Source organism: Rathayibacter sp. AY1E6 (genome assembly GCF_002931115.1).
Classification (GTDB): domain Bacteria; phylum Actinomycetota; class Actinomycetes; order Actinomycetales; family Microbacteriaceae; genus Rathayibacter.
This window is the reverse complement of the sequence record NZ_PSVK01000008.1, coordinates 13,415-40,023: the sequence shown is the minus strand read 5'-3', so window position 1 is coordinate 40,023 and position 26,609 is coordinate 13,415. Positions and strand designations below refer to the sequence as shown.

The window sequence follows — 26,609 nt, the reverse complement described above, 5'->3', positions numbered from 1 at the left end:
CGCGGAGACCCTCCCGCGCAGGACGGAGACTCCGATGGGCGCGGTCAGCACCTTCCTCTGGTTCGACGACGGCGCGGGGGAGGCGGCGTGCTTCTACACGGAGCTGGTGCCGAACTCGCGGATCACCGGAAGCCAGGTGCTGCCGGAGGGCTCCCCGTCGCCCGGCGAGGTGCTGTCGGTGACGTTCGAGCTCGACGGGCAGCGGTTCCAGGCGATCAACGCCGGGCCGCGGTTCCCGTTCACCGAGGCCGTCTCGATCGTCGTGACCGTCGGCGACCAGTCCGAGCTCGACCGGCTGTGGGACGCCCTGATCGCGGACGGCGGCGAGGAGAGCCGGTGCGGCTGGCTCCGCGACCGCTGGGGGCTGTCCTGGCAGATCGTGCCGGAGGTCCTCCCGCGTCTGCTCGGAGGCGCCGACCCCGAGGCGTCCGCGCGCGCTCTGCAGGCGATGCTCGCGATGAGCCGCCTCGACATCGCGGAGCTGGAGCGGGCCCATGCCGGCGCGTGACTCCGCCCGCCAGCGCCGCTCGACCTCGCTGCGGCGCGCGTACCTCCGCGACTACCGCTACGCCTACGGCTCGCGCTTCGTGCACCTGCGGGAGGGCTGGGACGTGTCGCGGTACGCGTCCGGCGACGGCGCTCCGGTGCTGCTCATCCCCGGGATCTACGAGACGTGGCAGTTCCTCCGGCCCATCGCCGAGAGGCTGCACGCGGCGGGCCATCCGATCCACGTGCTGCCCGCGCTCGGCTACAACACGCGGCCGATCGTCGCGTCGGCCGGACTCGGCCAGGACTACCTGCGCGAGCACGATCTGCGCGGAGTCGTCGTCGTCGCGCACAGCAAGGGCGGCCTGATCGGCAAGCACATGATGGTCGTCGACGACCGCGAGGACGGGCGGATCGAGCGCATGATCGCCGTCTCGACCCCGTTCAACGGCTCGTCGCTCGCACGGATCGCCCCGGCGCGGGCGCTCCGGGAGTTCGCGCCCCACCGCCCGCTGATCCGCACCCTGCTGGCCGAGCGCGAGGCCGACGCGCGCATCACGTCGATCTACGGGATGCGCGACCAGTACATCCCCGGAGGGAGCCGCCTCGCCGGGGCGCACGAGAACATCGCGGTCTCGGTGGTCGGCCACTTCGCGCTGCTCTCGAGCCCGAAGGTGCTCGACCTCATCGCGGCCCGGGTCTGAGGCCGGACCGGATCCGCTGGGCTCGCCGCCCGCGTGAGGCGCCTGCCGTGCGGCGCGTCCTCGACCGGAGGACGGCCGCCTCAGCGACGGGCCGAGCCGCCCGCCGCGCTCAGGACCAGGGAGTGAGCAGCACGAGCGGGATCTGCCGCTCGGTCTTCGTCTGGTACTCGGCGTAGTCCGGCCACGCGGCGACCGCGCGCTCCCACCAGGCCGCGCGCAGATCGCCCTCGAGCACGCTCGCGGCGTAGTCCTTCTTCACGGGCCCGTCCTGCAGCTCGACGTGCGGCTCCTTGAGCATGTTGCCGTACCAGACGGGGTGCTCGGGCGCGCCGCCCTTGGACGCGACGACCACGTACTCGCCCTCGTGCTCGACGCGCATCAGCGCGGTCTTGCGGAGCTTCCCGCTCTTCGAGCCGACGGTGGTCAGGACGATGATGGGGCGGCCGCGGAGGAGGTTCCCCTCGGCTCCGCCGGTCCGCTCGTAGAGCTCCGCCTGCTCGCGGGCCCACTCGGACGTGCTGGGTTCGTACTCTCCGGTCAGCGGCATGCCTCCGATCGTACGGCCGCGGCGGCCCCGGTGGCCGACCCGCGTGCAGGAGGATGGAGCGGTGTTCTCCGCAGACCCGTTCGACCGAGCCCGCATCGCCCTCCTGCGCGACGATCTGATCCGCGCCCGCTACGGCGTGGACGCCGTGCGGGGGCTCTGGGGCGACGAAGCGGCCGAGGCGCTGCACCGCGGCGACCGGGTCCCCGCCCGCCGCGCCCTCGAGCGCAGCGGCGACCACGACGCGCTGGCCACCCTCGCCCGCCTGTTCCTCCTGGCCGATCCCGTCTCGGCCGACGACGCGGACGAGGCGTTCGGCGCTCTCGCGCTGGAGGGGGCGGTGGAGCTCGGCCTGGTGCGCGTCGAGGCCGGAGCCGTCGTCACCGCGGCCCTCGACCTGCGCCCCTACGACGTGGTCGACCAGCGCGGCGCGGCCTCCTGGTGGATCGCCTCCGACCTCGGGGAGCTCGCCCTCGGCCGCGCGCTCGACGAGGACCACGTGCTCGGCGTCGGCGGCGCGAGCCTCACGCTGACCGGCCTGATGATCCAGCGGCCCGTCGGCCGCGTGCTCGACCTGGGGACCGGCTGCGGGATCCAGGCGCTGCACGCCTCCCGCCACGCCGAGCAGGTGGTCGCCACCGACATCTCCGAGCGCGCGCTCGCGCTCGCCTCCTTCACCGCGGCCCTCAACGGGATCGAGAACATCGAGTTCCGCCTCGGCAGCCTCTACGAGCCGGTCGCGGGGGAGCGCTTCGACCACATCGTCACGAACCCGCCGTTCGTCATCACGCCGCGAGCCGAGGGCGTCCCCTCCTACGAGTACCGCGACGGCGGGCTGGAGGGCGACGAGATCGTGCGCCGCGTGATCCTCGGAGCAGCCGAGCACCTGGTGCCCGGCGGTGTCGCCCAGCTCCTGGGGAACTGGGAGTACCGGGAGGGCGCAGACGCCTTCGACCGGATCGCGGACTGGCTCGCCGACGCCCGCAGCCCGCTGGAGCAGGCGCTCGAGGCGGGGCCCGAGGGGCTCGACGCCTGGATGGGCGGGACCGCCTCTCCGCTGGACGTCTGGGTCGTGGAGCGCGAGCGTCAGGATCCGGCGGTCTACGCCGAGACCTGGATCCGGGACGGCGGCACGACTCGCGGCCCCGCGTTCGACGCGCTGGTCGACGCCTGGCTGACCGACTTCGAGCGGCGTGGGGTGACCGGCGTCGGCTTCGGCTACGTCACCCTCCGCCTGCCCGAGCAGCCCCGCCCGCCGATCCGCCGCCTCGAGCGGATCACCACGCCGGTCGCGACCGCGGGCCTGGGCGGCCACCTCGCCGCCTGCCTCGACGCGGCCGAGGCCCTCGCGTCGATCGACGATCGCGCTCTGGCGGGTCTCGCCCTGGTCGTCGCCGGAGACGTCACGGAGGAGCGACACTACTGGCCGGGCAACGACGATCCGACGGTGCTGCGGCTGCGCCAGGGCGGCGGGTTCGCCCGGGTCGAGGAGGTCGACACGGTGCTCGCCGCCGTGGTCGGCGCCTGCGACGGCGAGCTCTCGGTGGCGGCGATCGCGGCGGCGGTCGCCTCGCTCCTCCAGGCCGAGGAGGAGGCGGTGTCCGACTCGGTGCTGCCGCGGGTGCGCGAGCTGGTGGCGACGGGGCTGCTGCGGCTGCCCCAGGGGGAACGCGGCTAGAAGAGGGTGGCGGAGTCCTCGACGGGGGGCGCAGCGGCCGCGGCGGGCGCGTCGGCGGCCGTCGGCCATCCGGGTCCGGCGTCGACGGGCTGCCGGCGCTGGTAGGCGGTCGCGGCGCTCCGGGCGCGGACGTCGGCGGCCTCGTTCATCCGGTGGTTGGCGTGCCCCTTCACCCACTCGAAGGTGACGGCCCGGCCCTGCAGCTCCTCGTCGAGCGCCTTGATGATCTCGACGTTCATCACCGGCTTGCCGTCGGCCTTGCGCCAGCCCTTCCGCTTCCAGCCCGGCAGCCACTCGGTGCAGGCCTTGATGGCGTACTGGCTGTCGCAGAGGATGTGCAGCGGCTCCTCCTCCTGCGCGGTCGCGCGCAGCAGCTCGAGCACCGCGGTGAGCTCGCCGATGTTGTTCGTGCCGTGCGACCAGCCGCCCGCGGCCCAGCGCTCGTCGTCGACGTACCAGGCCCAGCCGGCGGGGCCGGGGTTGCCCAGTGCGGACCCGTCTGCGGCGGCGATGATGCTCACGTGCGTCTCTCCTCGTGCTCTCGGTGCTCGCGCCGGTGCGGCGCCCTCCGAGGGTAGTCGGCGGGCGGGGCGGTCCGCGGCGCGCGGCGCGGAGTCAGGCGGAGGAGGAGCGGCGCGCGATCGTCACGCGCGTCGAGTACGGCATCGCGACGGTCCCGCTCCCGCCCGACTCCTCGTCCACCACGGCGTCGACCGCCGCGATGACCGCGGCGCGCTCCTCGTCGGGCATCGCGATGACGGAGCTGCGGGACGCGAACATGTCCCGCACCCCGGCTCGGTCCAGCTCGAAGGACCAATCGAAGGCCGCGAACGCCACCCGCTCGAGAGCGGAGCCGAGCGGCGGCCGGAGCGTCTCGAAGCGCTCGGCGGAGGAGGCTCCGGCGACCTCGCCGAGCCGGCGCACCCAGGGGACCGACTCGTCGCGGATGTTCCACACCAGCGCGAGCACGCCCTCCGGCACCAGGACGCGGGCGACTTCGGCTCCCGCGCGCTCGGCGTCGACCCAGTGCCACGACTGCGCGGCGGTGACGAGCTCCGCGGAGGCGTCCGCGGCGGGGATCGCCTCGGCCGTCCCCTCCTCGGGGCGGACCCCCGGCAGATTCGAGGCGAGCCGCGCGAGCATCTCCGCGTCGGGCTCGACCGCGGTCACGGCGAGGCCGCGGGACGCGAGCGACGCGGTGAACTTGCCCGTTCCCGCGCCGAGGTCCACGGCGCGCAGCCGATCGGAGGCGTCGGCTCCCGCCGCGCGGGCCCGCTCCGGGACGAAGGCGCCCGCCACTCGCGCGGGGGCGTGCCCCACGATCCAGTCGACGGCGTCGTCGGGGTAGCCGGGCCGCCCGCGGTCGTAGGCGTCGACCGCGCTGCCGAAGGAGCGTCCGAGGCCGCTCATCGCTTCTCCGCCGCTCGCGCGAGCACGTCCACCGCGTAGCCGTAGCCGGCGATCCCCGCGCCGACGATCACGGCGATCGCGACGTCCGAGAGGTAGGAGTGCTGCCGGAACGGCTCGCGCCGGTGCACGTTGCTCACGTGGACCTCGACCATCGGCAGCTCGGTCGCGAGGACGGCGTCGCGGATCGCGATCGACGTGTGCGTGTACGCCCCGGCGTTGAGCACCACTCCCGAGACGGAGCCGCGAGCCGCGTGCAGCCGGTCGACGATCGCGCCCTCCGAGCTGCTCTGGAAGGTCTCGACCGTGAAGCCGTGCCGCTCGGCCGCCTCCGCCGCCAGCGCCTCGGCGTCGACGAGGGTGTCCGAGCCGTAGAGCTCGGGCTCGCGGGTGCCGAGCAGGTTCAGGTTCGGGCCGTTGAGGACGAGGATCGGCAGCTTCACGCTCCGACCCTAGCGCCGGCCGTCCCCGCGAGCGGGAGCGGCGGCAGCGCCGCGCGCAGGAGGATCAGCTCGCGCGCATGGGCGTCCAGACGCCGGTCCTCCTCGGTCCGCGGCTCGAGAGGCGGGACCGGCTCGGCCGCCCCGTCGGAGCCCCGCACCACGAAGACGCTCCGGCACTGCGTGGTCAGCTCCAGCTCGCCGGTCCGCGGGTCCCCGGAGCGCACGTGCACCGCCAGGTGCATGCTCCGGGCGCTCGTGTGGATGAGGCGCGCCTCCACCTCGACGAGGTGCCCGATGCGCACCGGACGGTAGAAGTGGATCCCGCCGGAGTAGACGGCCACCGCGTCGCGGCCGGTCCAGCGCTGCGCGACCGCGTCGGCCGCCTCGTCGATCCAGCGCATCACGATCCCGCCGTGGGCGTTGCCGCCCCAGTTGACGTCGCCCGGCGCCGCGAGGAAGCGGAACACGATCCGCGGACCGGTGCCCTCCTCGGTGTACTCCTGGGCGCGCATCACGTCGTGCAGCCGTCGGCGGCCCTCGATGCGCGCGGCGGCGCCCTCGGCGAGGGACAGGTCCTCGATCGAGCGGGGCCGCCACTCCGGGACCGACCGCGGCCTCTTCTCGTCGTCGACGGCCACGAACACGAGGAGGCAGTGCGTGGCGTCCTCGTAGAGGCCGGTCCGCGGATCCGCCTGCGCGACCTGCACCAGCACGTGCATGCTCGTGCGCCCGGTGTGGATGACGCGGGCGGTCGCCTCGATCAGGTTGCCGACCGAGATGGGCCGGGTGAAGTGGACGTTGCCGACGTACGCCGTCACGCAGTAGCCGCCGCTCCAGCCCACGGCGCAGGCGTAGCCGGCCTTGTCGATCCATTCGAGGACGCGGCCGGCCTGGGCGCTGCGGCCGTCGGCGGTGGCGTCCTGCGGGGCGGCGAGGAAGCGGAGCGTGATGCGGTCGGTCATGGTGCCCGTCGTCGTGGGAGCGGAAGGGGGGAGTGGACCCGCGGGGGTGCGAGGAAAGGGGGATGATCCGCCCGCGGGCCACAGGGGTGTCCGGCCGGAGCCGGCTCGGTCAGGGGGATCAGGCCGCCAGCGGCAGCTTCTCGGCGAGGAGCCGGAGCCGCAGGGCCTGGAGCTCGGCGGTCAGCTCGGGCGGCAGCCGGTCGCCGAACCGCGTGAAGAACTCCTCCGTGAGCGCGCACTCCTCCAGCCACGCCTCCACCGGGACGGAGAACAGCTCCTCCTTCTGGGCCGCGGAGAGCAGCAGTCCGTGCGTGTCGATCGCGAGCGGCAGGTCGCCGAGGGGGCTCCGCCGCGCCTCCGCCAGCCCCTCGAGGCGGCGGACGAGCCACTGCAGCACCCGCGCGTTCTCGCCGAAGCCGGGCCAGAGGAACTCGCCGTCCGCGTCCTTCCGGAACCAGTTGACCTGGAACACCGCCGGCGCCGCATCGCCGAGCTCAGCGCCGATCGCGAGCCAGTGCGCGAAGTAGTCGGCCATGTTGTAGCCGCAGAAGGGGAGCATCGCGAACGGATCGCGGCGCAGCTCCCCGACCGTGCCCTCCGCGGCCGCGGTCTTCTCGGAGGCGACGGTCGCACCCAGGAAGACGCCGTGCTGCCACGAGGTGGCCTGCGTGACCAGCGGGACGTTGCTCGCCCGTCGGCCACCGAAGACGATCGCGTCCAGCGGCACGCCCTCGTGGGCGTCCCAGTCGGCGGAGAGCGACGGGCACTGCGCGGCCGGCGCGGTGAAGCGGGAGTTGGGGTGCGCGGCGGGCGTGCCGGACGCCGGCGTCCACGGGTGCCCGCGCCAGTCGGTCAGCCGCTCCGGGACCTCGTCGGTCAGGCCCTCCCACCACACGTCGCCGTCCTCGCGGAGCGCGACGTTGGTGAAGATCGTGTTGCCCCAGAGCGTCTGCACGGCGTTCGGGTTCGAGGTCTCCCCGGTGCCGGGAGCGACGCCGAAGAAGCCCGTCTCGGGGTTCATCGCCCAGAGGCGTCCATCCTCCCCGCGGCGCATCCAGGTGATGTCGTCGCCCAGCGTCTCGACCCGCCAGCCGGGGATCGCGGGCTGCATCATCGCGAGGTTGGTCTTGCCGCACGCGCTCGGGAAGGCGGCGGCGACGTGGTAGCGCCGTCCCTCAGGCGAGACGATGCGGATCAGCAGCATGTGCTCGGCGAGCCAGCCCTCCTCGCGCCCAATCGCCGAGGCGATCCGCAGGGCGAAGCACTTCTTCGCCAGCAGGGCGTTGCCGCCGTAGCCGGAGCCGTACGAGACGATCTCGCGCGTCTCCGGGAACTGGGTGATGTACTTCACGGGGCTGCACGGCCAGGCGACGTCCTCGCGGGTGACGCCGTCCGCGTCGCGGAGGGGCAGCCCCACGGTGTGCACGCCGCGGACGAACGGGGTCTCCTCGGTGAAGGCGGCGAGCGGCTCGGAGCCCACGCGCGCCATGATCCGCAGGTTCAGCACCGCGTAGGCCGAGTCGGTGACCTGGACGCCCAGCTGCGAGAGCGGACCGCCGACGGGCCCCATCGAGAACGGGACGACGTACATCGTCCGTCCGCGCATCGCTCCGTCGAGGAGGGGAGCGAGCTCGGCCCTCATCGCGGCGGGCTCGCGCCAGTTGTTGGTCGGTCCCGCGTCGGCCTCGTCGGTCGTGCAGATGAAGGTGCGGTCCTCGACCCGGGCGACGTCGTCCGGGTCGGTGCGGGCCAGGAACGAGCCGGGCCGCCACTCCGGATTGAGCGGGAGGAGCGTGCCGGAGGCGACGAGCCGCTCGGTCAGGCGGTACCACTCCGCGGGGGAGCCGTCGCTCCACTCGATCGCGTCGGGCTGGAGGATCGCGGCGGTCTCGCGCACCCAGCGGCGGAGGGCGAGGGGCGCCCGCGGCACGACGGGCGCGGGGACGGACGTCGGCGCGGTCATGGTGCTCGGCTCGAGTCGGACGGTGTTGCTGTAGATGCTCATGCTGGCTCCGCTTTCGGTGGTCGTCGTCGACGGGGGTGGGGAGTCGCCGGCCGCAGCCGGGAAGAGGCCGGCCGGGCCGGGAGGGGCGCTCAGTGGCGCCTGAAGCCAGGATGGAGGAGGATCAGGAGGTATTCCCGGCGCTCAGGCGGTCAAGAAACCGCCTTTTTGCGCTTCCGTCACAACCGACCGCTGGAGCTCGCCGTGACCGATCCCTCGACACCCGCCCCGGGCTCCGACGCCGTGCTGCTCGGGCAGCGCCTGCGCCACTTCCGCACCCGGCGCGGACTGACCCTCGGGCAGCTCGCCGAGCGCGTCGACGTGTCGGGGAGCCAGCTCTCGCTGATCGAGACGGGCCGCCGCGAGCCGCGCCTCTCCCTCCTGCAGCGTCTCGCGGCCGCGCTCGGCGTCGAGCTGGCGGCGCTGCTCTCGGACGAGCCGCCGAGCGAGCGGGCCGCGCTGGAGATCGAGCTGGCGCGGGTGCAGAAGGGGTCGCTGTACCGCTCGCTCGGCCTGCCCGAGTTCAAGGTCAACAAGGGGCTGAGCACGCCCGTGCTGGAGGCGTTCCTCGGCGTCTACCGCGAGCTCGCCCGTCGCCGGAGCGAGGCGAGCGCCACGCCGGAGGAGGCACGCCGGGCCAACACCGCCCAGCGGCTCCAGCTGCGCGAGCGCAGCTCCTACCTGCCCGAGATCGAGGAGGTGGCGGGCGAGATGCTCCGCACCGTCGGGCACCGCGGAGGAGCACTGACCCACAGCTCCGTCTCGAAGATGGCCCGGCACCTCGGCTTCGAGATCATCCACGTCGGCGACCTGCCGCACTCCGCCCGCTCGGTGATCGACCTCGCGAACGGCAGGATCTACCTCCCGCCCGCCTCGATCCCCGGGGGGCACGGCCTGCGGGCGCTGGCGCTGCAGGCGATGGCGCACCGCCTCCTCGGGCACGAGCGGCCGGTGACCTACGCCGACTTCCTCCGCCAGCGCCTCGAGATCAACTACTTCGCCGCCGCGTGCCTGATGCCGCTGGAGCCGGCGGTCGCGTTCCTCCAGGAGGCGAAGCGCGAGCGGGACATCTCGGTGGAGGACTTCCGTGACGGCTTCGGCGTCACCCACGAGGCCGCCGCCCTGCGCTTCACGAACCTGCTCACCTCGCACCTCGACATCCGGATGCACTTCCTGCGGGTGCTGGGAGACGGCTCGATCCAGAAGGCCTACGAGAACGACGGGCTGCCGCTGCCGACCGACGTCACCGGGGCCGTCGAGGGCCAGGTGGTCTGCCGCTACTGGTCGGCGCGCTCCGCGTTCACCCGGACCAACCGGACGACGGAGTACTACCAGTACGTCGACACCCCGGCGGGGACTTTCTGGTCGGCGTCGCAGACCGGCACGACCGCCACCGAGGAGTTCTCGATCACCGTGGGCGTCCCGTTCGCCGAGGCCCGCTTCTTCCGAGGCCGCGACACCGACCGCCGCGAGCTCTCCCGCTGCCCCGACGAGTCCTGCTGCCGACGCGCCCCGTCGGAGCTCGCCGCGCGCTGGGACGGCAACGCCTGGCCGAGCGCGCGCCTGCACGCGCACGTGCTCGCGCCGCTGCCGTCGGGGACCTTCCCCGGCATCGACGACGCCGAGGTCTACGAGTTCCTCGACGCGCACGCTCGCGAGTCCTGACCGCTCCTGCGAGACGCCGCTCCGGTGCGCCTGGGTCGGCGTGCCGCGTGCCCGAGCGCGTCCCGCGGAAGGGCGGGAGGCGTCAGTCCGAGATGAGGGCGCGGGCCGTTCCCTCGTCGAGGATGAGGTCGGTGATGAGGCCGGCCGCCAGGGCGCCGCGCAGGCCCGGCAGCTTCGAGGCGCCCGACACGACGCAGATCCGGCGCGACGCGCGGCGCACCGTGGAGAGGTCCGGACCGCTTGCACGTTCGTTCATGGGGATGTCGTCCCAGCTGCCGTCGGACCGGTAGAACACCGTCGCGACGTCGCCGACGACCCCGGAGCCGCTGAGCGAGGTGAAGTCGCTCGGCTCCAGGTAGCCGCCGATGTAGACCTTCGAGGGGACCGCCGCGAACGGCGACCCGAGCCCGAACAGCGCCACGTCCATCCGCTGCTGCAGCTCCAGGACCCGTCGGGTGGAGCGCTCGCGCCACACCGCCTGCTTGGTGGTCGGGTCGTCGAAGAACGCCGGCACCGGGAACTGCTGGACCTTCGCCGCGTAGGCGTCACCGAAGCGGCGGAGGATCTCGCTCGAGTAGTTGATGCCCGTGGTCTCGGTGTTGCCGGCGCCGTTCAGCTGCACGATCTGCGTGTTGTGCGTCTCCTTGGCGATCAGGTGGCGGCTGATCGCGCTCATCGTGGAGCCCCAGGCGATGCCGACGATCATGTTCGAGTCGATGAACTGCCCGAGGATCCTCGCTGCGGACAAAGCGACCCGCTCGAGCCGGTCGATCTCGCTGGTGTGGTCCGGCACCGGCACGATGTGCGCCGTGATGTCGAAGTGGGACCGCACCTCGGCCGAGAGGGCGCTCGCCCGGTCGAGGGGGGAGCGGATCTGGATGTCGACCAGGCCGGTCGCGCGGGCGTGCGAGAGCAGGCGCGAGACGGAGGAGCGCGATGTGTGCAGCTCGTGCGCGATCGCGTCCATCGTCAGATCCTGCATGTAGTACAGCTGGGCCGCACGCAGCGCGTCCCGCGTCTTGTCGGGATGGGTCGCGTGGGTCGTCTCGTCGAGTTCGACGACCGGTCTCACCGGGGTCATAGCGCTCCCTGCACGGATTTCCACCCGTCTTGACCGGATGTGTTGTCGGGTCAAGGATGGCTGTATTCCTCCGCGAAATCAATCGGTCATCTCCCCGGTGCACGCTGGTGCGGAGGCCTCGACGACACCCCTATGACACGAAGGCGAGTACGAAGTGGCACAGTCCGACGGAACTCCCGGAAACTCCGCTCTGCGCGAGAGCGTCGCTGCTCTCCGCGACAACCCCCGCGCCACGGTCCTGGTCATCGGCGGTGGCATCAACGGCATCGGGACCTTCCGCGAGCTCGCGCTCAACGGCGTCGACGTCGCCCTCGTCGAGCGCGGCGACTACGTCTCCGGTGCCTCGAGCGCCTCGAGCCACATGATCCACGGCGGCATCCGCTACCTTGAGAACGGCGAGTTCCGACTCGTCAACGAGGGCGTGCACGAGCGCAACGGCCTGCTGAAGATCGCTCCCCATTACGTGAAGCCGCTGCAGACGACGATCCCGATCTACTCGACGTTCTCGGGCATCCTCGCGGCTCCGCTGCGCTTCCTGACCCACAAGTCGGGCAAGCCCCAGGAGCGCGGCGCGCTGCTGATCAAGGTCGGCCTCACGATGTACGACTTCTTCTCCCGCGACGGCGGCACGGTCCCGCGCCACCAGTTCCACGGGCGCAAGCGCTCGCTGAGCGAGCTCCCCAAGCTCGACCCGAAGATCAAGTACACCGCCACCTACTTCGACGCCTCCGTGCACGAGCCCGAGCGCCTCGCGCTCGACGTGCTCCACGACGCGCTGATCGGCGGCAGGAAGGCCCGCGCGGCCAACTACGTCGAGGCCGTCGGCGCCGACGAGAAGGGCGTCGTCCTCCGCGACCGCGAGTCCGGCGAGGAGTTCACCTTCGCGGCGGACGTCGTCGTCAACGTCTCCGGACCGTGGACCGACTTCACCAACACGGCCCTCGGCACGACCACGAAATTCATGGGCGGCACCAAGGGCTCGCACATCGTGCTCGACAACCCCGAGCTGGTCGAGGCCTGCGAGGGCCGCGAGATGTTCTTCGAGCACAGCGACGGACGCATCGTCCTCATCTACCCGCTCAAGGGCCGCGTGATGGTCGGCACGACCGACATCGACGCCGACCCCACGAAGCCGGCGGTGTGCACGGAGGAGGAGATCGACTACTTCTTCGAGCTCGTCAACCACGTCTTCCCGGCCATCCGCGTGGACCGCTCGCAGATCGTCTTCAAGTTCTCCGGCATCCGCCCGCTGCCCCGCCACGACGACGAGGCCCCGGGCTTCGTCTCCCGCGACTACCGCATCGAGCCCTCGACGCTCCCCGGCAACGGCTCGCCCGTGCTCAGCCTGGTCGGCGGCAAGTGGACGACGTTCCGCGCCCTGTCGGAGCACCTCTCGAACGAGGTCTTCAAGCGGATCGGCGTGACCCGTCGCGTCTCCACCGTGAAGACCCCCATCGGAGGCGGCAAGGGCTTCCCGCGCACCGACGCGTCCCGCGCGCAGTGGATCAGCCAGCACCGCTCCGGGCTCTCCTCGGCCCGCACGGGCCAGCTGCTCGAGCGCTACGGCACCCGCGCGCAGGAGGTCATCGAGGCCCTGGCCGACGGACACGACGAGGCGCTCGACTTCGACAAGGACTTCACCACCGGTGAGATCCGCTACCTCGCCCAGCGCGAGAGCGTGGTGCACCTCATCGACCTGGTGATGCGCCGCACCAACCACGCCTTCACGGGCGGCCTGAGCCGCGAGCTCCTCGAGGAGCTCGCCGAGCACACGGGCGCCGTGCTGGGCTGGGACGACGCCGCCCGCGCGTCGGAGGTCGACGCGACCATCGCGCACCTCAAGGAGTACAACGGCGTCGACGTCGGGGGCACCTCGGTGCAGACCCCGACGGCCGTGCCCGCCTCCTGATCGGCGATCAGGCGCGGATCGACGGAAGCCCCGGACCGAGGATCACCTCGACCGGGGCTTCCGTCGTGACAACGCACAAACGTGCACGCGCCGTTCCTTGTCGCTAGGACAGGGCGCCGATAACTTCACACCGTCGGGCATCGAAGCCCGCCGCGGACGCCGGTGCGCGTCCGTCTTACGAAAAGGAAAAGGTCAACGTGGACAATCTCGGAGTGGTCTTCCTCGCCGAAGTCGTGGGAACGGCCATGCTCGTGCTCCTCGGCTGCGGTGTCGTCGCCAACGTCGCGCTCGTGAAGAGCAAGGGTCTCAACGGCGGAACCCTCATGGTCAACATCGGCTGGGGCTTCGCGGTCTTCGCCGGTGTGATCGTCTCGTACAACTCGGGGGCGCACCTCAACCCCGCGGTCACCCTGGGCCTCGTCGCGAGCGGAGCGACCGAGTTCGGATCCGGCGTGCCCGTCAACATCGTCTCGATCCTCGTCTACATCCTCGCTCAGATGATCGGTGCGATCCTCGGTGCCGTCTTCTGCTGGCTCGCCTACAAGCAGCACTTCGACGAGGAGCCCGACGCGGCGAACAAGCTCGGCGTCTTCTCGACCGGCCCGGCGATCCGCTCGTACGGCTGGAACTTCGTCACCGAGGTCATCGGCACCTTCGTCCTCGTCTTCGTCGTCATCGGCTTCGGCGGCGGACGTCAGGGCGACGGCGGTCTGGCCGCGCTCGGCGCGCTGCCCGTCGCCATCCTGGTGATCGCGATCGGCGCCTCCCTCGGCGGCCCGACCGGCTACGCCATCAACCCCGCCCGCGACCTCGGCCCCCGCATCGCGCACGCGCTGCTGCCGATCAAGGGCAAGGGCTCGAGCGACTGGAGCTACGCCTGGGTGCCCGTCGCCGGCCCGATCGTCGGTGGAGTGCTCGCGGGCCTCGCCTCGCTCGTGCTGCTCCCGGTCCTCTAGACCGCCGCGCTTCCTTTCACCCCCGTTACGAAGGAGTAATCATTCATGGCTGACTACGTCATCGCTATCGACCAGGGGACCACGTCGTCCCGCGCGATCATCTTCGACAAGAAGGGATCGATCGTCTCCACCGGCCAGAAGGAGCACGAGCAGATCTTCCCGCGCGCCGGCTGGGTCGAGCACGACCCGATCGAGATCTGGAACAACGTCCGCGAGGTGATCGGCCAGGCTCTCTCCCGCGCCGACCTGACCCGCCACGACATCGCCTCCGTCGGCATCACCAACCAGCGCGAGACCGCTGTCGTCTGGGACAGGACGACCGGCAAGCCCGTCTACAACGCCATCGTCTGGCAGGACACCCGCACCCAGTCGATCGTCGACCGCCTCGCGGGCGACGAGGGCGCTGACCGCTTCAAGTCGATCGTGGGCCTCCCGCTCGCGACCTACTTCTCCGGCACCAAGATCGTCTGGATCCTCGAGAACGTCGAGGGTGCTCGCGAGAAGGCCGAGGCGGGCGACCTGATCTTCGGCACGACGGACACCTGGGTCCTCTGGAACCTGACCGGCGGCATCGACGGCGGCGTCCACAAAACCGACGTCACCAACGCCTCCCGCACCCTGTTCCTCGACCTCGAGACCCTCGAGTGGCGCGACGACATCCTCGAGGCCTTCGGGGTCCCGAAGTCGATGCTCCCCGAGGTCTGCTCCTCCTCCGAGGTCTACGGCCACGTCGAGTCGTCGTCGCTGCTGCGCGAGGTCCCGATCGCCGGCATCCTCGGCGACCAGCAGGCCGCGACCTTCGGCCAGGCGGCGTTCGACCCGGGCGAGGCGAAGAACACCTACGGCACCGGCAACTTCCTGATCTTCAACACGGGCACCGAGATCGTCCACTCGAAGAACGGTCTGCTCACCACCATCGGCTACAAGCTCGGCGACGGCGAGGTGCACTACGCGCTCGAGGGCTCGATCGCGGTCTCCGGCTCGCTGATCCAGTGGCTGCGCGACAACCTGGGCCTCATCGGCTCGGCCCCCGAGGTCGAGGCGCTGGCCGCCACGGTCGAGGACAACGGAGGCGCGTACTTCGTCCCCGCCTTCTCGGGTCTGTTCGCCCCCTACTGGCGCTCCGACGCCCGCGGAGCCCTCGTCGGCCTCACCCGCTACGTCAACAAGGGCCACATCGCCCGCGCCGCGCTCGAGGCGACCGCCTTCCAGACCCGCGAGGTCCTGGACGCGGTCAACGCCGACTCCGGCGTCCCCCTGCAGGAGCTCAAGGTCGACGGCGGCATGATCGCCAACAACCTGCTCATGCAGTTCCAGGCCGACATCCTCGGCGTCCCGGTCGTCCGACCGGTCGTCGCGGAGACCACCGCGCTCGGAGCGGCCTACGCGGCCGGTCTCGCGGTCGGGTTCTGGGAGAACCTCGACGACCTGCGCCAGAACTGGCAGGAGGACTCGCGCTGGACCCCGCAGATGGACCAGGACGAGGCCGCCCGCCAGTACCGCCTCTGGAAGAAGGCCGTCACCAAGACCTTCGACTGGATCGACGAGGACGTGCAGTAGTTTTCTCCCCGGCAGTCCCTGCCTGCCGCGGCGCGGTCGGCTCATCGAGGTGGTCGCGTCTCGGGGAGCGGGTCGCGTCCGGCTAGGGGACGACGCTGACACGCGTCCTCCCCGTTCGCCTTGCGCGACGAGCGGATGGCGTGCGTCCGTTCACGGTGAAGCGCCCTGTCCGACCCTCGGGTCGGGTGGGGCGCTTCGTCGTTCCGACGACGGCGCAACGGGAATCGCAACGGGGTGGTTCGGGGACACCCGTGCTGGTCGAGTGGTCGCCGCAGACGGCTCATCGAGACCCGGCAATTCGGACCTGCATGCTGGTCGCGTAGTCGCTGCAGGCGGCTTATCGAGACCCGGACCGGGCGGGGCCTCAGTCCGCCGACAGCCCCAGCTGCGCGTCCAGCTCGTCCAGGGAAGCGATCCGGCGCACGCCCAGCTCGACCGCCTCGGGCGGCAGCTCGCGGCCGTGCTCGGGACCGCCGACGCGGTCGAGCCAGACGCCGCGCAGGCCCGCAGCGGCCGCTCCGACGGCGTCGGTGCCGAGCCGGTCGCCGACGTAGAGGGCCTCCTCCGGAGAGACCCCGAACCGCTCGCAGGCGATCGCGAAGATCCGCGCATCCGGTTTGGTGACGCCGACGTCGCCGGAGGCGATCACGTGCTCGAAGCGACCGGAGAGGCCCGTGCCCTCGATCTTCCCCCGCTGGAAGTCGAGCACGCCGTTGGTGATGACGCCGAGGCGGACCCCGGCGGCGTCGAGCCGGTCGAGGACGGGCAGCGCGTCGTCGTGGAGGGTCCAGGCGGCGACGTAGTGCTCGAGGTATCCGCGGAACCAGGAGCTCGCCTCCTCGGGAGTCAGCCCGACTCCGGCCTCCGCGGCGAAGTCCGTGGCGCGCGCCCGGCGCTGGCCCTCGTAGTCGAGCTCGCCCGCGAGGTAGCGGTGGTAGTGCTCCTCCTCGAGCAGGTGCCAGCGACGCTGCACCTCGGCCGGCTCGCCGGCGTAGGCGGCGCCGAGCGAGGCGGCGTACGCGACGATCCCCTCCCGCACAGCGCGGGCATGGGCGAAGAGGGTGTCGTCGAGGTCGAAGAGCGCGAGCCGCAGCACGGCCGCCTCAGCGGACGCGGCGGAGGAGGCCGACGGAGTCGTAGACGGCGGTGAGCGTGCGCTCCGCGGTCTCGGACGCGCGGTCGGCGGCGAGGGAGAGGACCCGGTCGAGCTCGGCCGGGTCGGCGAGCAGCTCCGCGGTCCGCGCGCGGATCGGGTCGAAGGTGGCGGCGACCACCTCGACGAGGCCCTTCTTGAGGTCCCCGTAGCCGCGGCCCGCGTACTCCTGCTCCAGCGACTCGACGGAGCGGTCGGCGAGGACCGAGTAGATCGTCAGCAGGTTCGAGACGCCGGGCTTCGCCGCCCGGTCGAAGCGCACCTCCGACTCGGTGTCCGTCACGGCGCGCATGATCTTCTTCGCGGTCGCCTTCGGCTCGTCGAGCACGCTGAGCAGGCCCGCATCCGACTCCGCCGACTTCGACATCTTGGCGCCCGGGTTCTGCAGGTCGAAGATCTTCGCGGTCTCGCGCACGATGTGGGGCTCCGGCACGGCGAAGGTCTCGCCGAAGCGCGAGTTGAAGCGCGCGGCGAGATCGCGGGTGAGCTCCAGGTGCTGGCGCTGGTCCTCGCCGACCGGCACCGCTTCCGTCTGGTACAGCAGGATGTCGGCCGCCATCAGGATCGGGTAGGTGAACAGGCCCACCGAGGCGGCCTCAGCGCCCTGCTTCGCCGACTTGTCCTTGAACTGCGTCATCCGGCTGGCCTCGCCGAAGCCGGTCAGGGTGTTGAGGACCCAGGCGAGCTCGGCGTGAGCGGGCACGTGGGACTGGATGAAGAGGGTCGAGCGCGCGGGGTCGATGCCCGCGGCGATGTACTGCGCGGCGGTCGCGCGGGTGCGCTCGCGGAGCTGCTGCGGGTCCTGCGGGACCGTGATCGCGTGCAGGTCGACGACGCAGAAGTAGGCGTCGAAGTCCTCCTGCATCGCGACCCACTGGGTCAGCGCGCCGATGTAGTTGCCGAGGTGCAGCGACCCGGAGGAGGGCTGCATGCCGGAGAAGATGACGGGCTTGGCGCCCGGGGTGCTGGGAGTCATGGGTGGCCTCGAGGGGTCGGTTCGCGGGGGAGAGGGTCAGAGCTCGTAGTCGACGACCACGGGGGAGTGGTCGGACCAGCGGGTGTCGTAGGAGGCGGCGCGGTCGACCTCGTAGCTGCGGGCGAGGTCGGCGAGCGCGGGCGTGGCGAGCTGGTAGTCGAGGCGCCAGCCGGTGTCGGTGTCGAAGGCCTGGCCGCGCTGCGACCACCACGTGTACGGTCCGGGCACCTCGCCCGCGAACCGGCGGCCGAGGTCGACCCAGCCCAGTCCGGCACCGGCGTTGTAGTCCGGGTCGCCCTCGGCGCCGACGAAGCGGTCGACGTAGGCGCGCTCCTCCGGGAGGAAGCCGGCCTTCTTGACGTTGCCCTTCCAGTTCTTGATGTCGAGCGTGCGGTGGCCGACGTTGAGGTCGCCCATCACCACGGCGAGCTCGCTGTGCGCCTGGATCTCGGGCAGGCGCGCCTCCATCGCGTCGAGGAAGCGGTACTTCTCGACCTGCTTGGGGGTGCCGACCTCGCCGGAGTGGACGTAGGTGGAGACGACGGTGAGCGAGCGGCCGCCGACCTCGTAGTCGGCCTCGAGCCAGCGTCCGGCCGAGTCGAAGTCGTCGGCGCCGAAGGTCACGCGGTGGATCGTGGCGCGCCTGCGCGAGGCGAGAGCGACTCCGGCGCGCCCCTTGGCGGTCGCCTCGTCGTGCAGCACGTCCCACTCGTCCCCGAGGAGCCCCGTGAGGTCGTCCGTGGAGGCGCGGACCTCCTGCAGGGCCAGGACGTCGACGTCGCGGGCGGCGAGCCAGTCGCCCATCCCCTTGCGGTAGGCGGCGCGGACGCCGTTCACGTTGACGGAGGCGATGCGGAGGGTGCTGCGAGTCACCGGAGCAGTCTATTCGGAGCCGCGGAGCGGGCCGCCCGGCCGCGCTCGCACCCCGGAACGCGGAAGCCGGCGGCCGCCTCACGCCACTCCCTCGGAGAGGGGGAGGAGCGCGGAGGCGACCGCCGGCGGGACCGCTCAGGACGGTCGGTCGGAGGGGATCAGGCGGGGACGGCCTGCGCGGTGGCGGGCTCGGGCACCTCGGCGACCACTGGGGCGCGCTTGATGCTCTTCGCGATGATCACGCAGACGGCCGTGACGACCATGCCCACCAGGATGGCGACCAGGTAGAGGATCGGCTGCCCGACGAGCCCGGTGACCCAGACGCCGCCGTGCGGGGCGCGGAGGGTGGAGCCGAAGAGCGCGACGAGCGCACCCGTGACGGCCGAGCCGACCATGGCGGACGGGATCACGCGCAGCGGGTCGACCGCGGCGAACGGGATGGCCCCCTCCGAGATGAAGGACGCGCCCAGCAGGTAGGCGGCCTTGCCGTTCTGGCGCTCGGCGTCGGTGAACAGGCGCTTGCGGAGCGTCGTGGCCAGGGCCAGACCCAGCGGCGGGGTCATGCCGGCGGCCATGACGATCGCCATCACCTTGAACTGCACGGAGTTCGGGTCGCCGTCGGCGGGGACGGAGGCGAGGCCGGTGGTCGCGAAGGCGTAGGCCACCTTGTTGACCGGACCGCCCATGTCGAACGCCATCATGAGGCCGAGGATGATCCCCAGGATGATCAGGTTGCCGCCCGAGAGGCCCGAGAGCCAGGACGACAGGCCCTCGCTCAGTGCGCGGAGCGGCGCTCCGAGCACCACGAACATCAGGAAGCCGGTGATGAAGGTGGCGATCAGGGGGATGATCACGACGGGCATCAGCGACTTGAACGCCGCGGGGAGCTTGATCCGCGAGATGTAGAGGGCCGCGTAGCCGGCGATGAAGCCGGAGGCGAGGCCGCCCAGGAAGCCCGCGCCGACGGTGACCGCGACCGCGCCGCCGAGGAAGCCCGGCGCGATGCCGGGACGGTCGGCGATGCCGAAGGCGATGAAGCCCGAGAGCACCGGCACCAGGAACGCGAAGGTCGCGCTTCCGATGAGGAACATCACTCCGGCCCAGTCGGTGATGTTCGCGACGTTGAAGCCGTCGTCGATGATCTGCTGGGCCGTGAAGTCGACGATCCGGTAGCCGCCGAACAGGAACGACAGCGCGATCAGCAGACCGCCCGCCGCGACGAACGGGATCATGTAGGAGACGCCGGTCATCAGGTTCTGGCGGATGCGTGTTCCGACGCCGACCTTCTTCGGCGCGGCGGGGGCCGCGGCCGGAGTCGAGCGGGCGGGGGCGGACGCGGCGGAGCCGGAGCCGCGGAGGGCCAGAGCGCGGTCGAGGACCTCGTCCGGCTTGGACAGGGCCTCGGCGACGCCCACCTGGAGGATCGGCTTGCCGGCGAAGCGGTCCTTGCCGCGGACCTCGAGGTCGGCGGCGAGGATGACGACGTCCGCGGCGGCGATGTCGGCCGCGGTCATCTCGTCCGAGCCGGCCGCGCCCTGGGTCTCGACGTGGATCGGGTAGCCGCGCTTCTTCGCGGCCTGCTCGAGCGCCTCCGCCGCCATGTACGTGTGGGCGATGCCCGCGATGCAGCTGGTCACGGCGACGAAGCGCGGGCCGGAGGCGGGGCTCGCGGCGGGCGCGTCCTGCACCTTCGCGACGGCGCGGTCGATGACGTCGGCCGCCTTCGCGAGCGCCTCCGACGTGCCCACCTCGAGGGTGGGCTTCCCGGCGAAGCGCTCCTTGCCGCGGACCTCGAGGTCGGCGGCGAGGATCACGACGTCGGCGTCGGCGATGGTCCGGTCCGACATGGGATCGGACCCCGCGGCGCCCTGGGTCTCGACCTGGATCTCGTACCCCTTCTTCTTCGCGGCCTGCTCGAGGGCCTCGGCCGCCATGTAGGTGTGCGCGATGCCGGCGATGCAGCTCGTGACGGCGACGATCCTCATGAGACGACGACCTCTCGGGCGATGATGTCCGCGACCTCCTGGCCGCTGGCGGCGGCGCGGAGGGAACCGGTGAAGGACTCGTGGATCAGCTTGCGGGCGAGCTGGGCGAGGATCTTGAGGTGCGCCTGGTCGGCGCCGTCCGGAGCCGCGATCAGGAAGATCAGGTCGGCCGGGCCGTCAGGGGCGCCGAAGTCGACGCCCTGCTTCGCGATGCCGACCGCCACGCTGGGCGAGACGACGTGGGAGGAGCGGGCGTGGGGGATCCCGATGCCGCCGGGCATGCCGGTCGCCATCTGCGACTCGCGGTCGCGGACGTCGGCGAGGAAGCCGTCGAGGTCGGTGACGCGGCCGGCGTCGGCGAGCGTCTTCGCGAGCTGCGCGGTGGCCTCGTCCTTCGTGGCGGCGGTGAGGTCGACGATGACCGTCGACGCCTCGGTGAGAGCAGTCATGCGCTCAGTTCTCCAATCGGGAGGGTGGGGTCGGGGTTCTCGACGACGGAGACGTCGTCGAGGCGGAGGGAGTCGGGACCCGGGGCTTCGCTGCCCGGGAGCTGGACGGCGGCGGTACCCCACGCGACTGCTGTCGCGAGGCGCTCCGCCTCCGTGGCGTCGACGGCCGAGAGGTAGCCGGCGAGCGTGCTGTCGCCGGCGCCGACGGTGCTGAGGGGCACGACGGCGGGGGCGCCCGCCCACCACGACGCGTGCGCCGTGACGAGGAGGGCGCCGTGCTCTCCGAGGCTGACGAGCGCTCGCGCGTCGGGCAGCTGCAGGAGTTCACGGGCTCCGGCGACGACGTCTCCGACCGTCGTCAGGGAGCGGCCGAGGAGCTCCTCGAGCTCCTCGAGGTTGGGCTTCACCAGGGTGGCGGTGCCGGCCGCGATGATCGCGGTCAGGGGGGCTCCCGAGGTGTCGACGGCGAGGGGGACGCCGAAGTGCAGGGCGAGGCGGCCGAGGGCGGGGTAGAAGTCCGCTCCCAGTCCCGGGGGGACGCTGCCGCAGGCGACGAGCCAGCGGGGCGAGGCCGAGACGTGCTCGCCGATCAGCTCGGAGAGGGCGTGAGCCTCCTCCTCCGTGACGGCGGGGCCGGGCTCGTTGATCTTGGTGGTGCGGCCCGTCCGGTCGTCGACCACGGTGATGTTGGTGCGGATCGGGTGGGCGATCGCCGCACTGGCCGAGCGGACTCCGGCGGCCCGGAGCATCGTGGACAGGTCGACGCCGGTGGAGGCGTCGGCCGGGTAGACCGCGGTCGCCTCGACGCCGTTGCGCGCGAGGGCACGGGCGACGTTGACGCCCTTGCCGGCCGGGTCGCGCCGCACGTCGTGCGCGCGGTTGACCTCGCCGACGGCGAAGCCGCTCGTGGAGAGGGTGACGTCGATGCTCGGGTTGGCGGTGACGGTGACGATCATGCGCGGACGACCTCCGGGCCGGCCGACTCGATGTCGTCGGCGAGCTCGTCGTCGACATCGGCGTCGGTGATGACGGTGTCGACCGCGGACAGCGGAGCGACGTGCCCGAAGTCCTGCCGGCCGAACTTCGAGTGGTCGGCGAGGACCACGACCCGGCGCGCGGAGGCGATGATCGCGGACTTGACGACGGCCTCGTCGAGATCGGGGGTGGTGAGCCCGCGCTCGAGGCTGAGGCCGTTCGTGCCGATGAAGGCGACGTCCACCGAGACCGTGGAGAGGGCCTGGGCGGCCCACGGCCCGACGGCGGCCTGCGTGACTCCGCGCAGGTGCCCGCCGATGAGGTGGAGGTCGATGTTGGGCCGGCCGACGAGCGCCATCGCGACGGGGAGGGAGTGGGTGACGACCGTCAGCCGGCGGTCCAGGGGGAGCAGCTCCGCCAGCCGCACCGTGGTGGTGCCGGCGTCGATGGCGATCGAGCCGCCGTCGGGCACCTCGGCGAGGGCCGCGGTGGCGATGCGGTCCTTCTCGCCGGCGAGGTGTCCCTCGCGGGCGGCGACCTCGGGCTCGATGCCCAGCCGCTCGACGGGGATGGCGCCGCCGTGCGCACGGCGCAGCAGGCCCCGCTTCTCGAGGCTGGTGAGATCGCGGCGGATCGTCTCCGGCGTCACGGCGAGGGAGAGGGCGAGGTCGCGGACCTCGACACGCCCGTCGGTGCGGGCGCGGTCCAGGATCGCCTGGTGCCGCTCCGGTGCGTACATGTGGACTCCGTCGTCTCGCCGTGGGTGGTGCGCCGGATCCGCGGTGTCGTTGCCGACCTCGGATCTGCGTTTACCTCTTTTTAGACCCGTTCAGGAGGGAAGTCAACAGAAACGGACAGAATCGGCAGGCGGAATCGGGCGCGGCGACGCCGGGAAGACCGGGAAGCGGACCGCCGGGTCAGGCGGCGAGCTGCTCGAGCTCCTCCTCGAGCTGCGCGAGCTGGCGCTCCAGGCGCCGTCGTTTCAGGAGGGACGCCTCCGGCAGCGCGGCGCGAAGCCGCTCGCGCTCGGCCTCGGCGAGGGTGCGGCGCGCGGTGCGCAGCTGCTCCTCCCGCTCCTTCTCGCGCTCCTCCGGCGTGAGCTTGCGCGCCGAGATCCCGGCGTCGCTCATCCCGACGGAGATCCACGACGCGGCGATCAGGATCACCTGGCAGACGAGGTTGAACCAGATCAGCAGACCGATGAGGACCGCGAACGAGGCGAGCAGCGGATTGCGGGAGGCGCCGCCCAGCAGCTGCGTTCCGAGGACCTTGAGCGCGCCGAGAGCGATCCCGCCGAGCAGCGACCCCGCCCAGAGGTTCTTCCAGGGGATCGAGATGCCCGAGAGGATGCGGAAGGAGCCGGCGAGGGTGCCCGTGTCCAGGGCGAGCATGATCAGCAGGCCGACCGCGCTGCCGGCGAGACGGGCCGGCATCGACTCGCTGCCGATCCCGAGGAAGCCGAACGCCACGTCCACCAGCGAGGTCGAGAACACGGAGAGACCCGCCGAGACCAGCAGCACCGCCCCGAAGACCAGGGCGAGCCCCGCGTCCTTGAGCTTGAGCAGGACGAAGAGGGTCGTGGGTCCGGGGAGCGAGAAGAGCAGCCGGACCGCCTGGCGCAGGCTCCCCAGGAAGTTCAGCGCCGTCCAGAGCAGGCCGGCGGCCGCGATCGCACCCGTCCAGCCGAGGATCGACGAGTCGAGCAGGTCGTCCACCGACACGAGCGCGTTCTTCCCGCCGATCAGGCCGGGGACGGAGCGGGTCACCAGATCGAGGAGGGAGTCGCGCAGCACCGAGTCGTCGCGCACCCAGAAGCCGAAGACGGCGAAGAAGACGAAGAGCGCCGCGAAGACCGCGAACAGGGCCTGGAAGGCGAGTCCGGAGGCGAAGAGGGGCCCGCCGGTCTCGGAGTAGTGGAGCATCACCCGCACCGGCCGCGTCCGCATGACCCGCTCGAACAGGCCCGGGATCCCGCGGGGAGTGTCGGCCGCCTCGGTCATTCCTCCAGCGTACTGAGGCCTCGCGGCGCTCCCGTGCACGCGCCCGCCTGCACGCAGGAACGCGTCCGGCCCGCCGGATCCGAGGATCCCGGCGGGCCGGACGCGTTCGCGAGGGGGAGGATCAGGCGCGGCCGCGGATGACGGCCTGCTTCACCTCGGCGATCGCCTGCGTGATCTGGATGCCGCGCGGGCACGCCTCCGTGCAGTTGAAGGTCGTGCGGCAGCGCCACACGCCCTCCTTGTCGTTGAGGATGTCCAGGCGCGCTCCACCGGCGTCGTCGCGCGAGTCGAAGATGAAGCGGTGGGCGTTCACGATCGCCGCAGGGCCGAAGTACTGCCCGTCGGTCCAGAACACGGGGCAGGACGACGTGCACGCGGCGCAGAGGATGCACTTCGTGGTGTCGTCGAAGCGGGCGCGGTCGGCGACCGACTGCACGCGCTCCTTGCCCTTGGGCGCCGGGGTGTTGGCGACCAGGAACGGCTGCACCTCGCGGTAGGAGGCGAAGAACGGCTCCATGTCGACGACGAGGTCCTTCTCGAGGGGCAGGCCCTTGATCGCCTCGATGTAGATCGGCTGCGAGATGTCGAGATCCTTGATCAGCGTCTTGCAGGCCAGGCGGTTGCGGCCGTTGATCCGCATCGCGTCGGATCCGCAGATGCCGTGCGCGCACGAGCGGCGGAAGGTCAGCGATCCGTCCTGGTCCCACTTGATGCGGTGCAGGGCGTCGAGGACGCGGTCGGTCGAGTACATCTCGACGTCGAAGTCCTGCCAGCGCGGCTCGGCGTCCACCTCGGGGTCGAAGCGGCGGATGATGAACGTGACGGTGAACGCCTCCGGGGCCGCGGGGGCGGCGGGCGGCTGCTCGAGGGTAGCGGTCGACATGGCTAGTACTTCCTCTCCATCGGCTGGTACCGGGTGATCACGACGGGCTTCCAGTCGAGCCGGATGTGGTCACCGGCGTCGGAGGAGTGGGCGTCACCGGAGAGGTACGCCATCGTGTGCTGCATGTAGTTCTCGTCGTCGCGCTTCGGGAAGTCGTCGCGCATGTGGCCGCCGCGGCTCTCCTTGCGGTTGCGCGCCGAGTAGACGACGACCTCGGCGAGGTCGAGCAGGAAGCCCAGCTCGACGGCCTCGAGGAGGTCGGTGTTGAAGCGCTTGCCCTTGTCCTGCACCGAGATGTTGCGGAACCGGTCGCGCAGGCGCTGGATGGTCCCGGTGACGGCCTCGAGGGACTCGTCGGTGCGGAACACCTGGGCGTTCTTGTCCATCTCGTCCTGCAGCTCCTTGCGGATCGAGGCGATCCGCTCGGTGCCGGTCGCGGAGCGGAGCGAGGCGAGCATGTCGCGGATCGCGCCGGCCGGGTCGGCGGGCAGGGGGGTGAAGTCGACCGTCTTGGCGTAGTCGGCGGCGTTGTTGCCGCTGCGCTTGCCGAAGACGTTGATGTCGAGGAGGGAGTTGGTGCCGAGGCGGTTGGAGCCGTGCACCGAGACGCACGCGCACTCGCCGGCGGCGTAGAGGCCGGGGACGACGGTCGTGTTGTCCGAGAGCACCTCGGCCTTGACGTTGGTCGGGATGCCGCCCATCGCGTAATGCGCGGTCGGCATGACGGGGACCGGCTCGACGACGGGGTCGACGCCCAGGTAGGTGCGGGCGAACTCGGTGATGTCGGGGAGCTTGGTCTCGAGGACCTCGGCGCCCAGGTGGGTGCAGTCCAGCAGCACGTAGTCCTTGTGCGGTCCGGCGCCGCGGCCCTCCGCCACCTCCTGGACCATGCAGCGGGCGACGATGTCGCGCGGCGCGAGGTCCTTGATGGTGGGGGCGTAGCGCTCCATGAAGCGCTCGCCCGAGGCGTTGCGGAGGATCGCACCCTCTCCTCGCGCTCCCTCGGTGAGGAGGATGCCGAGGCCGGCGAGGCCGGTCGGGTGGAACTGGAAGAACTCCATGTCCTCCAGGGGGAGGCCCTTGCGCCAGATGATGCCGACGCCGTCGCCGGTGAGGGTGTGCGCGTTGGAGGTGGTCTTGTAGATCTTGCCGAAGCCGCCGGTCGCGAAGATGATCGCCTTCGCCTGGAAGACGTGCAGCTCGCCCGTGGCCAGCTCGTAGGCGACGACGCCGGAGGGCTTGGCCACTCCGTCGATCTCGGTCATCACCAGGTCGAGGACGTAGAACTCGTTGTAGAAGTTGATGCCGAGCCGGACGCAGTTCTGGAACAGCGTCTGCAGGATCATGTGGCCGGTGCGGTCAGCGGCGTAGCAGGCCCGGCGGACGGGCGCCTTGCCGTGGTCGCGGGTGTGGCCGCCGAAGCGGCGCTGGTCGATCTTGCCCTCCTCGGTGCGGTTGAAGGGCAGGCCCATGTTCTCGAGGTCGATGACCGCGTCGATGGCCTCCTTCGCGAGGATCTCGGCCGCGTCCTGGTCGACGAGGTAGTCGCCGCCCTTGACGGTGTCGAAGGTGTGCCACTCCCAGCTGTCCTCCTCGACGTTCGCGAGGGCGGCGGCCATGCCGCCCTGCGCCGCTCCGGTGTGGGAGCGGGTCGGGTACAGCTTCGAGATCACGGCCGTCTTCGCCTTGGGGCCGGCCTCGATGGCCGCGCGCATCCCGGCACCGCCGGCGCCGACGATGACGACGTCGAACTGGTGGTAGTGGACGCCGTCGGGTCCGACGGTCTGCGCGAAGGCGCTCTGGTCGGCGCCGGTGTGGGTGTGGCCTGGTGTGCTCACGGGGTGGGTGCTCCGTCGTACGGGGATGGGAGGGGGAGGTGCCGGGACGCGGTGCCGCGGACCGGGAGGGGCGCGGGCCC

General features: G+C 71.7%; 24 protein-coding genes. 7 read left to right on the top strand and 17 right to left on the bottom strand.

Annotated elements, in window-relative coordinates; genetic code table 11:
- Window positions 1–34: 34 nt before the first annotated feature.
- A complete protein-coding gene (locus C5C46_RS08945; protein ID WP_104226435.1) occupies window positions 35–508 on the top strand; it encodes a VOC family protein in 474 nt (157 codons plus the stop codon).
- Window positions 495–1,190, top strand: a complete 696-nt coding sequence (locus C5C46_RS08940; RefSeq protein ID WP_104226434.1) for a triacylglycerol lipase — start codon at window positions 495–497, stop codon at window positions 1,188–1,190. The genes C5C46_RS08945 and C5C46_RS08940 overlap by 14 nt, the downstream gene beginning before the upstream one ends.
- A 109-nt stretch (window positions 1,191–1,299) precedes the next feature.
- Here C5C46_RS08940 and C5C46_RS08935 read toward each other — a convergent pair whose 3' ends face one another.
- On the bottom strand, window positions 1,300–1,737 hold the full coding sequence (locus tag C5C46_RS08935) for a nitroreductase family deazaflavin-dependent oxidoreductase (protein WP_104223205.1): 438 nt from the start codon (window positions 1,735–1,737) through the stop codon (window positions 1,300–1,302).
- Between the two features lie 61 nt (window positions 1,738–1,798).
- On the opposite strand from C5C46_RS08935, the gene C5C46_RS08930 reads away from it, so the two are divergent.
- Entirely contained in the window at window positions 1,799–3,412 is a 1,614-nt protein-coding gene (locus C5C46_RS08930) for a methyltransferase (protein WP_258059411.1), read from the top strand.
- Here the strand turns inward: C5C46_RS08930 and C5C46_RS08925 are convergent.
- The 5 genes from C5C46_RS08925 to C5C46_RS08905 all read right to left on the bottom strand — a co-directional run bounded on the left by C5C46_RS08925 (window position 3,409) and on the right by C5C46_RS08905 (window position 8,229).
- Window positions 3,409–3,933 (bottom strand): ribonuclease H, encoded by a 525-nt coding sequence (locus C5C46_RS08925; protein ID WP_104226432.1) that lies wholly within the window; start codon window positions 3,931–3,933, stop codon window positions 3,409–3,411. The genes C5C46_RS08930 and C5C46_RS08925 overlap by 4 nt on opposite strands.
- 94 nt (window positions 3,934–4,027) lie before the next feature.
- Complete coding sequence (locus C5C46_RS08920; RefSeq protein ID WP_104226431.1) at window positions 4,028–4,822, bottom strand: class I SAM-dependent methyltransferase; 795 nt, start codon at window positions 4,820–4,822, stop codon at window positions 4,028–4,030.
- Window positions 4,819–5,262 (bottom strand): type II 3-dehydroquinate dehydratase, encoded by a 444-nt coding sequence (gene aroQ, locus C5C46_RS08915; protein ID WP_104226430.1) that lies wholly within the window; start codon window positions 5,260–5,262, stop codon window positions 4,819–4,821. The genes C5C46_RS08920 and aroQ overlap by 4 nt, the downstream gene beginning before the upstream one ends.
- Window positions 5,259–6,224 (bottom strand): acyl-CoA thioesterase, encoded by a 966-nt coding sequence (locus C5C46_RS08910; RefSeq protein ID WP_104226429.1) that lies wholly within the window; start codon window positions 6,222–6,224, stop codon window positions 5,259–5,261. Before C5C46_RS08910 ends, aroQ begins: the two co-directional genes overlap by 4 nt.
- Window positions 6,225–6,342: 118 nt before the next feature.
- A complete protein-coding gene (locus C5C46_RS08905; protein ID WP_374953793.1) occupies window positions 6,343–8,229 on the bottom strand; it encodes a phosphoenolpyruvate carboxykinase (GTP) in 1,887 nt (628 codons plus the stop codon).
- A 201-nt stretch (window positions 8,230–8,430) separates the two neighbouring features.
- Between C5C46_RS08905 and C5C46_RS08900 the strand changes: the two genes are divergently transcribed.
- On the top strand, window positions 8,431–9,891 hold the full coding sequence (locus C5C46_RS08900; protein WP_104223199.1) for a helix-turn-helix domain-containing protein: 1,461 nt from the start codon (window positions 8,431–8,433) through the stop codon (window positions 9,889–9,891).
- A gap of 82 nt (window positions 9,892–9,973) precedes the next feature.
- Here C5C46_RS08900 and C5C46_RS08895 read toward each other — a convergent pair whose 3' ends face one another.
- Window positions 9,974–10,972 (bottom strand): sugar-binding transcriptional regulator, encoded by a 999-nt coding sequence (locus C5C46_RS08895; RefSeq protein ID WP_104223198.1) that lies wholly within the window; start codon window positions 10,970–10,972, stop codon window positions 9,974–9,976.
- Window positions 10,973–11,126: 154 nt separating this feature from the next.
- Between C5C46_RS08895 and C5C46_RS08890 the strand changes: the two genes are divergently transcribed.
- The 3 genes from C5C46_RS08890 to glpK all read left to right on the top strand — a co-directional run bounded on the left by C5C46_RS08890 (window position 11,127) and on the right by glpK (window position 15,397).
- Window positions 11,127–12,881, top strand: a complete 1,755-nt coding sequence (locus tag C5C46_RS08890; protein ID WP_104226428.1) for a glycerol-3-phosphate dehydrogenase/oxidase — start codon at window positions 11,127–11,129, stop codon at window positions 12,879–12,881.
- 245 nt (window positions 12,882–13,126) lie between these two features.
- Entirely contained in the window at window positions 13,127–13,837 is a 711-nt protein-coding gene (locus C5C46_RS08885; RefSeq protein ID WP_374952909.1) for an MIP/aquaporin family protein, read from the top strand.
- Window positions 13,838–13,882: 45 nt separating this feature from the next.
- Window positions 13,883–15,397 carry a glycerol kinase GlpK gene (gene glpK, locus C5C46_RS08880; RefSeq protein WP_104226427.1) on the top strand — a complete coding sequence of 505 codons (1,515 nt, stop codon included), beginning with the start codon at window positions 13,883–13,885 and terminating at the stop codon, window positions 15,395–15,397.
- A gap of 364 nt (window positions 15,398–15,761) precedes the next feature.
- Here the strand turns inward: glpK and C5C46_RS08875 are convergent, their stop codons facing one another.
- The 10 genes from C5C46_RS08875 to sdhA all read right to left on the bottom strand — a co-directional run bounded on the left by C5C46_RS08875 (window position 15,762) and on the right by sdhA (window position 26,430).
- Window positions 15,762–16,493: an HAD family hydrolase gene (locus C5C46_RS08875; RefSeq protein WP_104226426.1), complete on the bottom strand. Its 732-nt coding sequence runs from the start codon at window positions 16,491–16,493 to the stop codon at window positions 15,762–15,764.
- A gap of 7 nt (window positions 16,494–16,500) precedes the next feature.
- The gene (gene trpS, locus C5C46_RS08870) at window positions 16,501–17,526 is read right to left on the bottom strand and encodes a tryptophan--tRNA ligase (protein WP_104226425.1); all 1,026 of its coding nucleotides are present in this window, start codon (window positions 17,524–17,526) and stop codon (window positions 16,501–16,503) included.
- A gap of 36 nt (window positions 17,527–17,562) precedes the next feature.
- On the bottom strand, window positions 17,563–18,399 hold the full coding sequence (locus tag C5C46_RS08865) for an exodeoxyribonuclease III (protein WP_104223192.1): 837 nt from the start codon (window positions 18,397–18,399) through the stop codon (window positions 17,563–17,565).
- Window positions 18,400–18,557: 158 nt separating this feature from the next.
- Window positions 18,558–20,384, bottom strand: coding sequence for a PTS fructose-like transporter subunit IIB (locus C5C46_RS08860; protein WP_104232839.1), 1,827 nt, complete (start codon window positions 20,382–20,384; stop codon window positions 18,558–18,560).
- The gene (locus tag C5C46_RS08850; protein WP_097166616.1) at window positions 20,381–20,833 is read right to left on the bottom strand and encodes a PTS sugar transporter subunit IIA; all 453 of its coding nucleotides are present in this window, start codon (window positions 20,831–20,833) and stop codon (window positions 20,381–20,383) included. The genes C5C46_RS08860 and C5C46_RS08850 overlap by 4 nt, the downstream gene beginning before the upstream one ends.
- Window positions 20,830–21,789, bottom strand: coding sequence for a 1-phosphofructokinase family hexose kinase (locus C5C46_RS08845; RefSeq protein WP_104226424.1), 960 nt, complete (start codon window positions 21,787–21,789; stop codon window positions 20,830–20,832). The genes C5C46_RS08850 and C5C46_RS08845 overlap by 4 nt, the downstream gene beginning before the upstream one ends.
- Window positions 21,786–22,547 carry a DeoR/GlpR family DNA-binding transcription regulator gene (locus C5C46_RS08840; protein ID WP_104226423.1) on the bottom strand — a complete coding sequence of 254 codons (762 nt, stop codon included), beginning with the start codon at window positions 22,545–22,547 and terminating at the stop codon, window positions 21,786–21,788. Before C5C46_RS08840 ends, C5C46_RS08845 begins: the two co-directional genes overlap by 4 nt.
- A 178-nt stretch (window positions 22,548–22,725) precedes the next feature.
- Window positions 22,726–23,808, bottom strand: coding sequence for a YhjD/YihY/BrkB family envelope integrity protein (locus C5C46_RS08835; RefSeq protein WP_104223189.1), 1,083 nt, complete (start codon window positions 23,806–23,808; stop codon window positions 22,726–22,728).
- Window positions 23,809–23,929: 121 nt separating this feature from the next.
- Window positions 23,930–24,691 (bottom strand): succinate dehydrogenase iron-sulfur subunit, encoded by a 762-nt coding sequence (locus tag C5C46_RS08830; protein ID WP_068254543.1) that lies wholly within the window; start codon window positions 24,689–24,691, stop codon window positions 23,930–23,932.
- A 2-nt stretch (window positions 24,692–24,693) separates the two neighbouring features.
- The gene (gene sdhA, locus C5C46_RS08825) at window positions 24,694–26,430 is read right to left on the bottom strand and encodes a succinate dehydrogenase flavoprotein subunit (protein WP_374953795.1); all 1,737 of its coding nucleotides are present in this window, start codon (window positions 26,428–26,430) and stop codon (window positions 24,694–24,696) included.
- Between the last annotated feature and the right edge of the window lie 179 nt (window positions 26,431–26,609).

Bases quoted from the DNA above. Each gene is read 5' to 3' on its own strand.
- C5C46_RS08945 (WP_104226435.1), top strand. From the start codon at position 35: ATGGGCGCGGTCAGCACCTTCCTCTGGTTCGACGACGGCGCGGGGGAG.
- C5C46_RS08940 (WP_104226434.1), top strand. From the start codon at position 495: ATGCCGGCGCGTGACTCCGCCCGCCAGCGCCGCTCGACCTCGCTGCGG.
- C5C46_RS08935 (WP_104223205.1), bottom strand. From the start codon at position 1,737: ATGCCGCTGACCGGAGAGTACGAACCCAGCACGTCCGAGTGGGCCCGC.
- C5C46_RS08920 (WP_104226431.1), bottom strand. From the start codon at position 4,822: ATGAGCGGCCTCGGACGCTCCTTCGGCAGCGCGGTCGACGCCTACGAC.
- C5C46_RS08910 (WP_104226429.1), bottom strand. From the start codon at position 6,224: ATGACCGACCGCATCACGCTCCGCTTCCTCGCCGCCCCGCAGGACGCC.
- C5C46_RS08905 (WP_374953793.1), bottom strand. From the start codon at position 8,229: ATGAGCATCTACAGCAACACCGTCCGACTCGAGCCGAGCACCATGACC.
- C5C46_RS08895 (WP_104223198.1), bottom strand. From the start codon at position 10,972: ATGACCCCGGTGAGACCGGTCGTCGAACTCGACGAGACGACCCACGCG.
- C5C46_RS08885 (WP_374952909.1), top strand. From the start codon at position 13,127: ATGCTCGTGCTCCTCGGCTGCGGTGTCGTCGCCAACGTCGCGCTCGTG.
- glpK (WP_104226427.1), top strand. From the start codon at position 13,883: ATGGCTGACTACGTCATCGCTATCGACCAGGGGACCACGTCGTCCCGC.
- trpS (WP_104226425.1), bottom strand. From the start codon at position 17,526: ATGACTCCCAGCACCCCGGGCGCCAAGCCCGTCATCTTCTCCGGCATG.
- C5C46_RS08860 (WP_104232839.1), bottom strand. From the start codon at position 20,384: ATGAGGATCGTCGCCGTCACGAGCTGCATCGCCGGCATCGCGCACACC.
- C5C46_RS08850 (WP_097166616.1), bottom strand. From the start codon at position 20,833: ATGACTGCTCTCACCGAGGCGTCGACGGTCATCGTCGACCTCACCGCC.
- C5C46_RS08845 (WP_104226424.1), bottom strand. From the start codon at position 21,789: ATGATCGTCACCGTCACCGCCAACCCGAGCATCGACGTCACCCTCTCC.
- C5C46_RS08840 (WP_104226423.1), bottom strand. From the start codon at position 22,547: ATGTACGCACCGGAGCGGCACCAGGCGATCCTGGACCGCGCCCGCACC.
- C5C46_RS08835 (WP_104223189.1), bottom strand. From the start codon at position 23,808: ATGACCGAGGCGGCCGACACTCCCCGCGGGATCCCGGGCCTGTTCGAG.
- C5C46_RS08830 (WP_068254543.1), bottom strand. From the start codon at position 24,691: ATGTCGACCGCTACCCTCGAGCAGCCGCCCGCCGCCCCCGCGGCCCCG.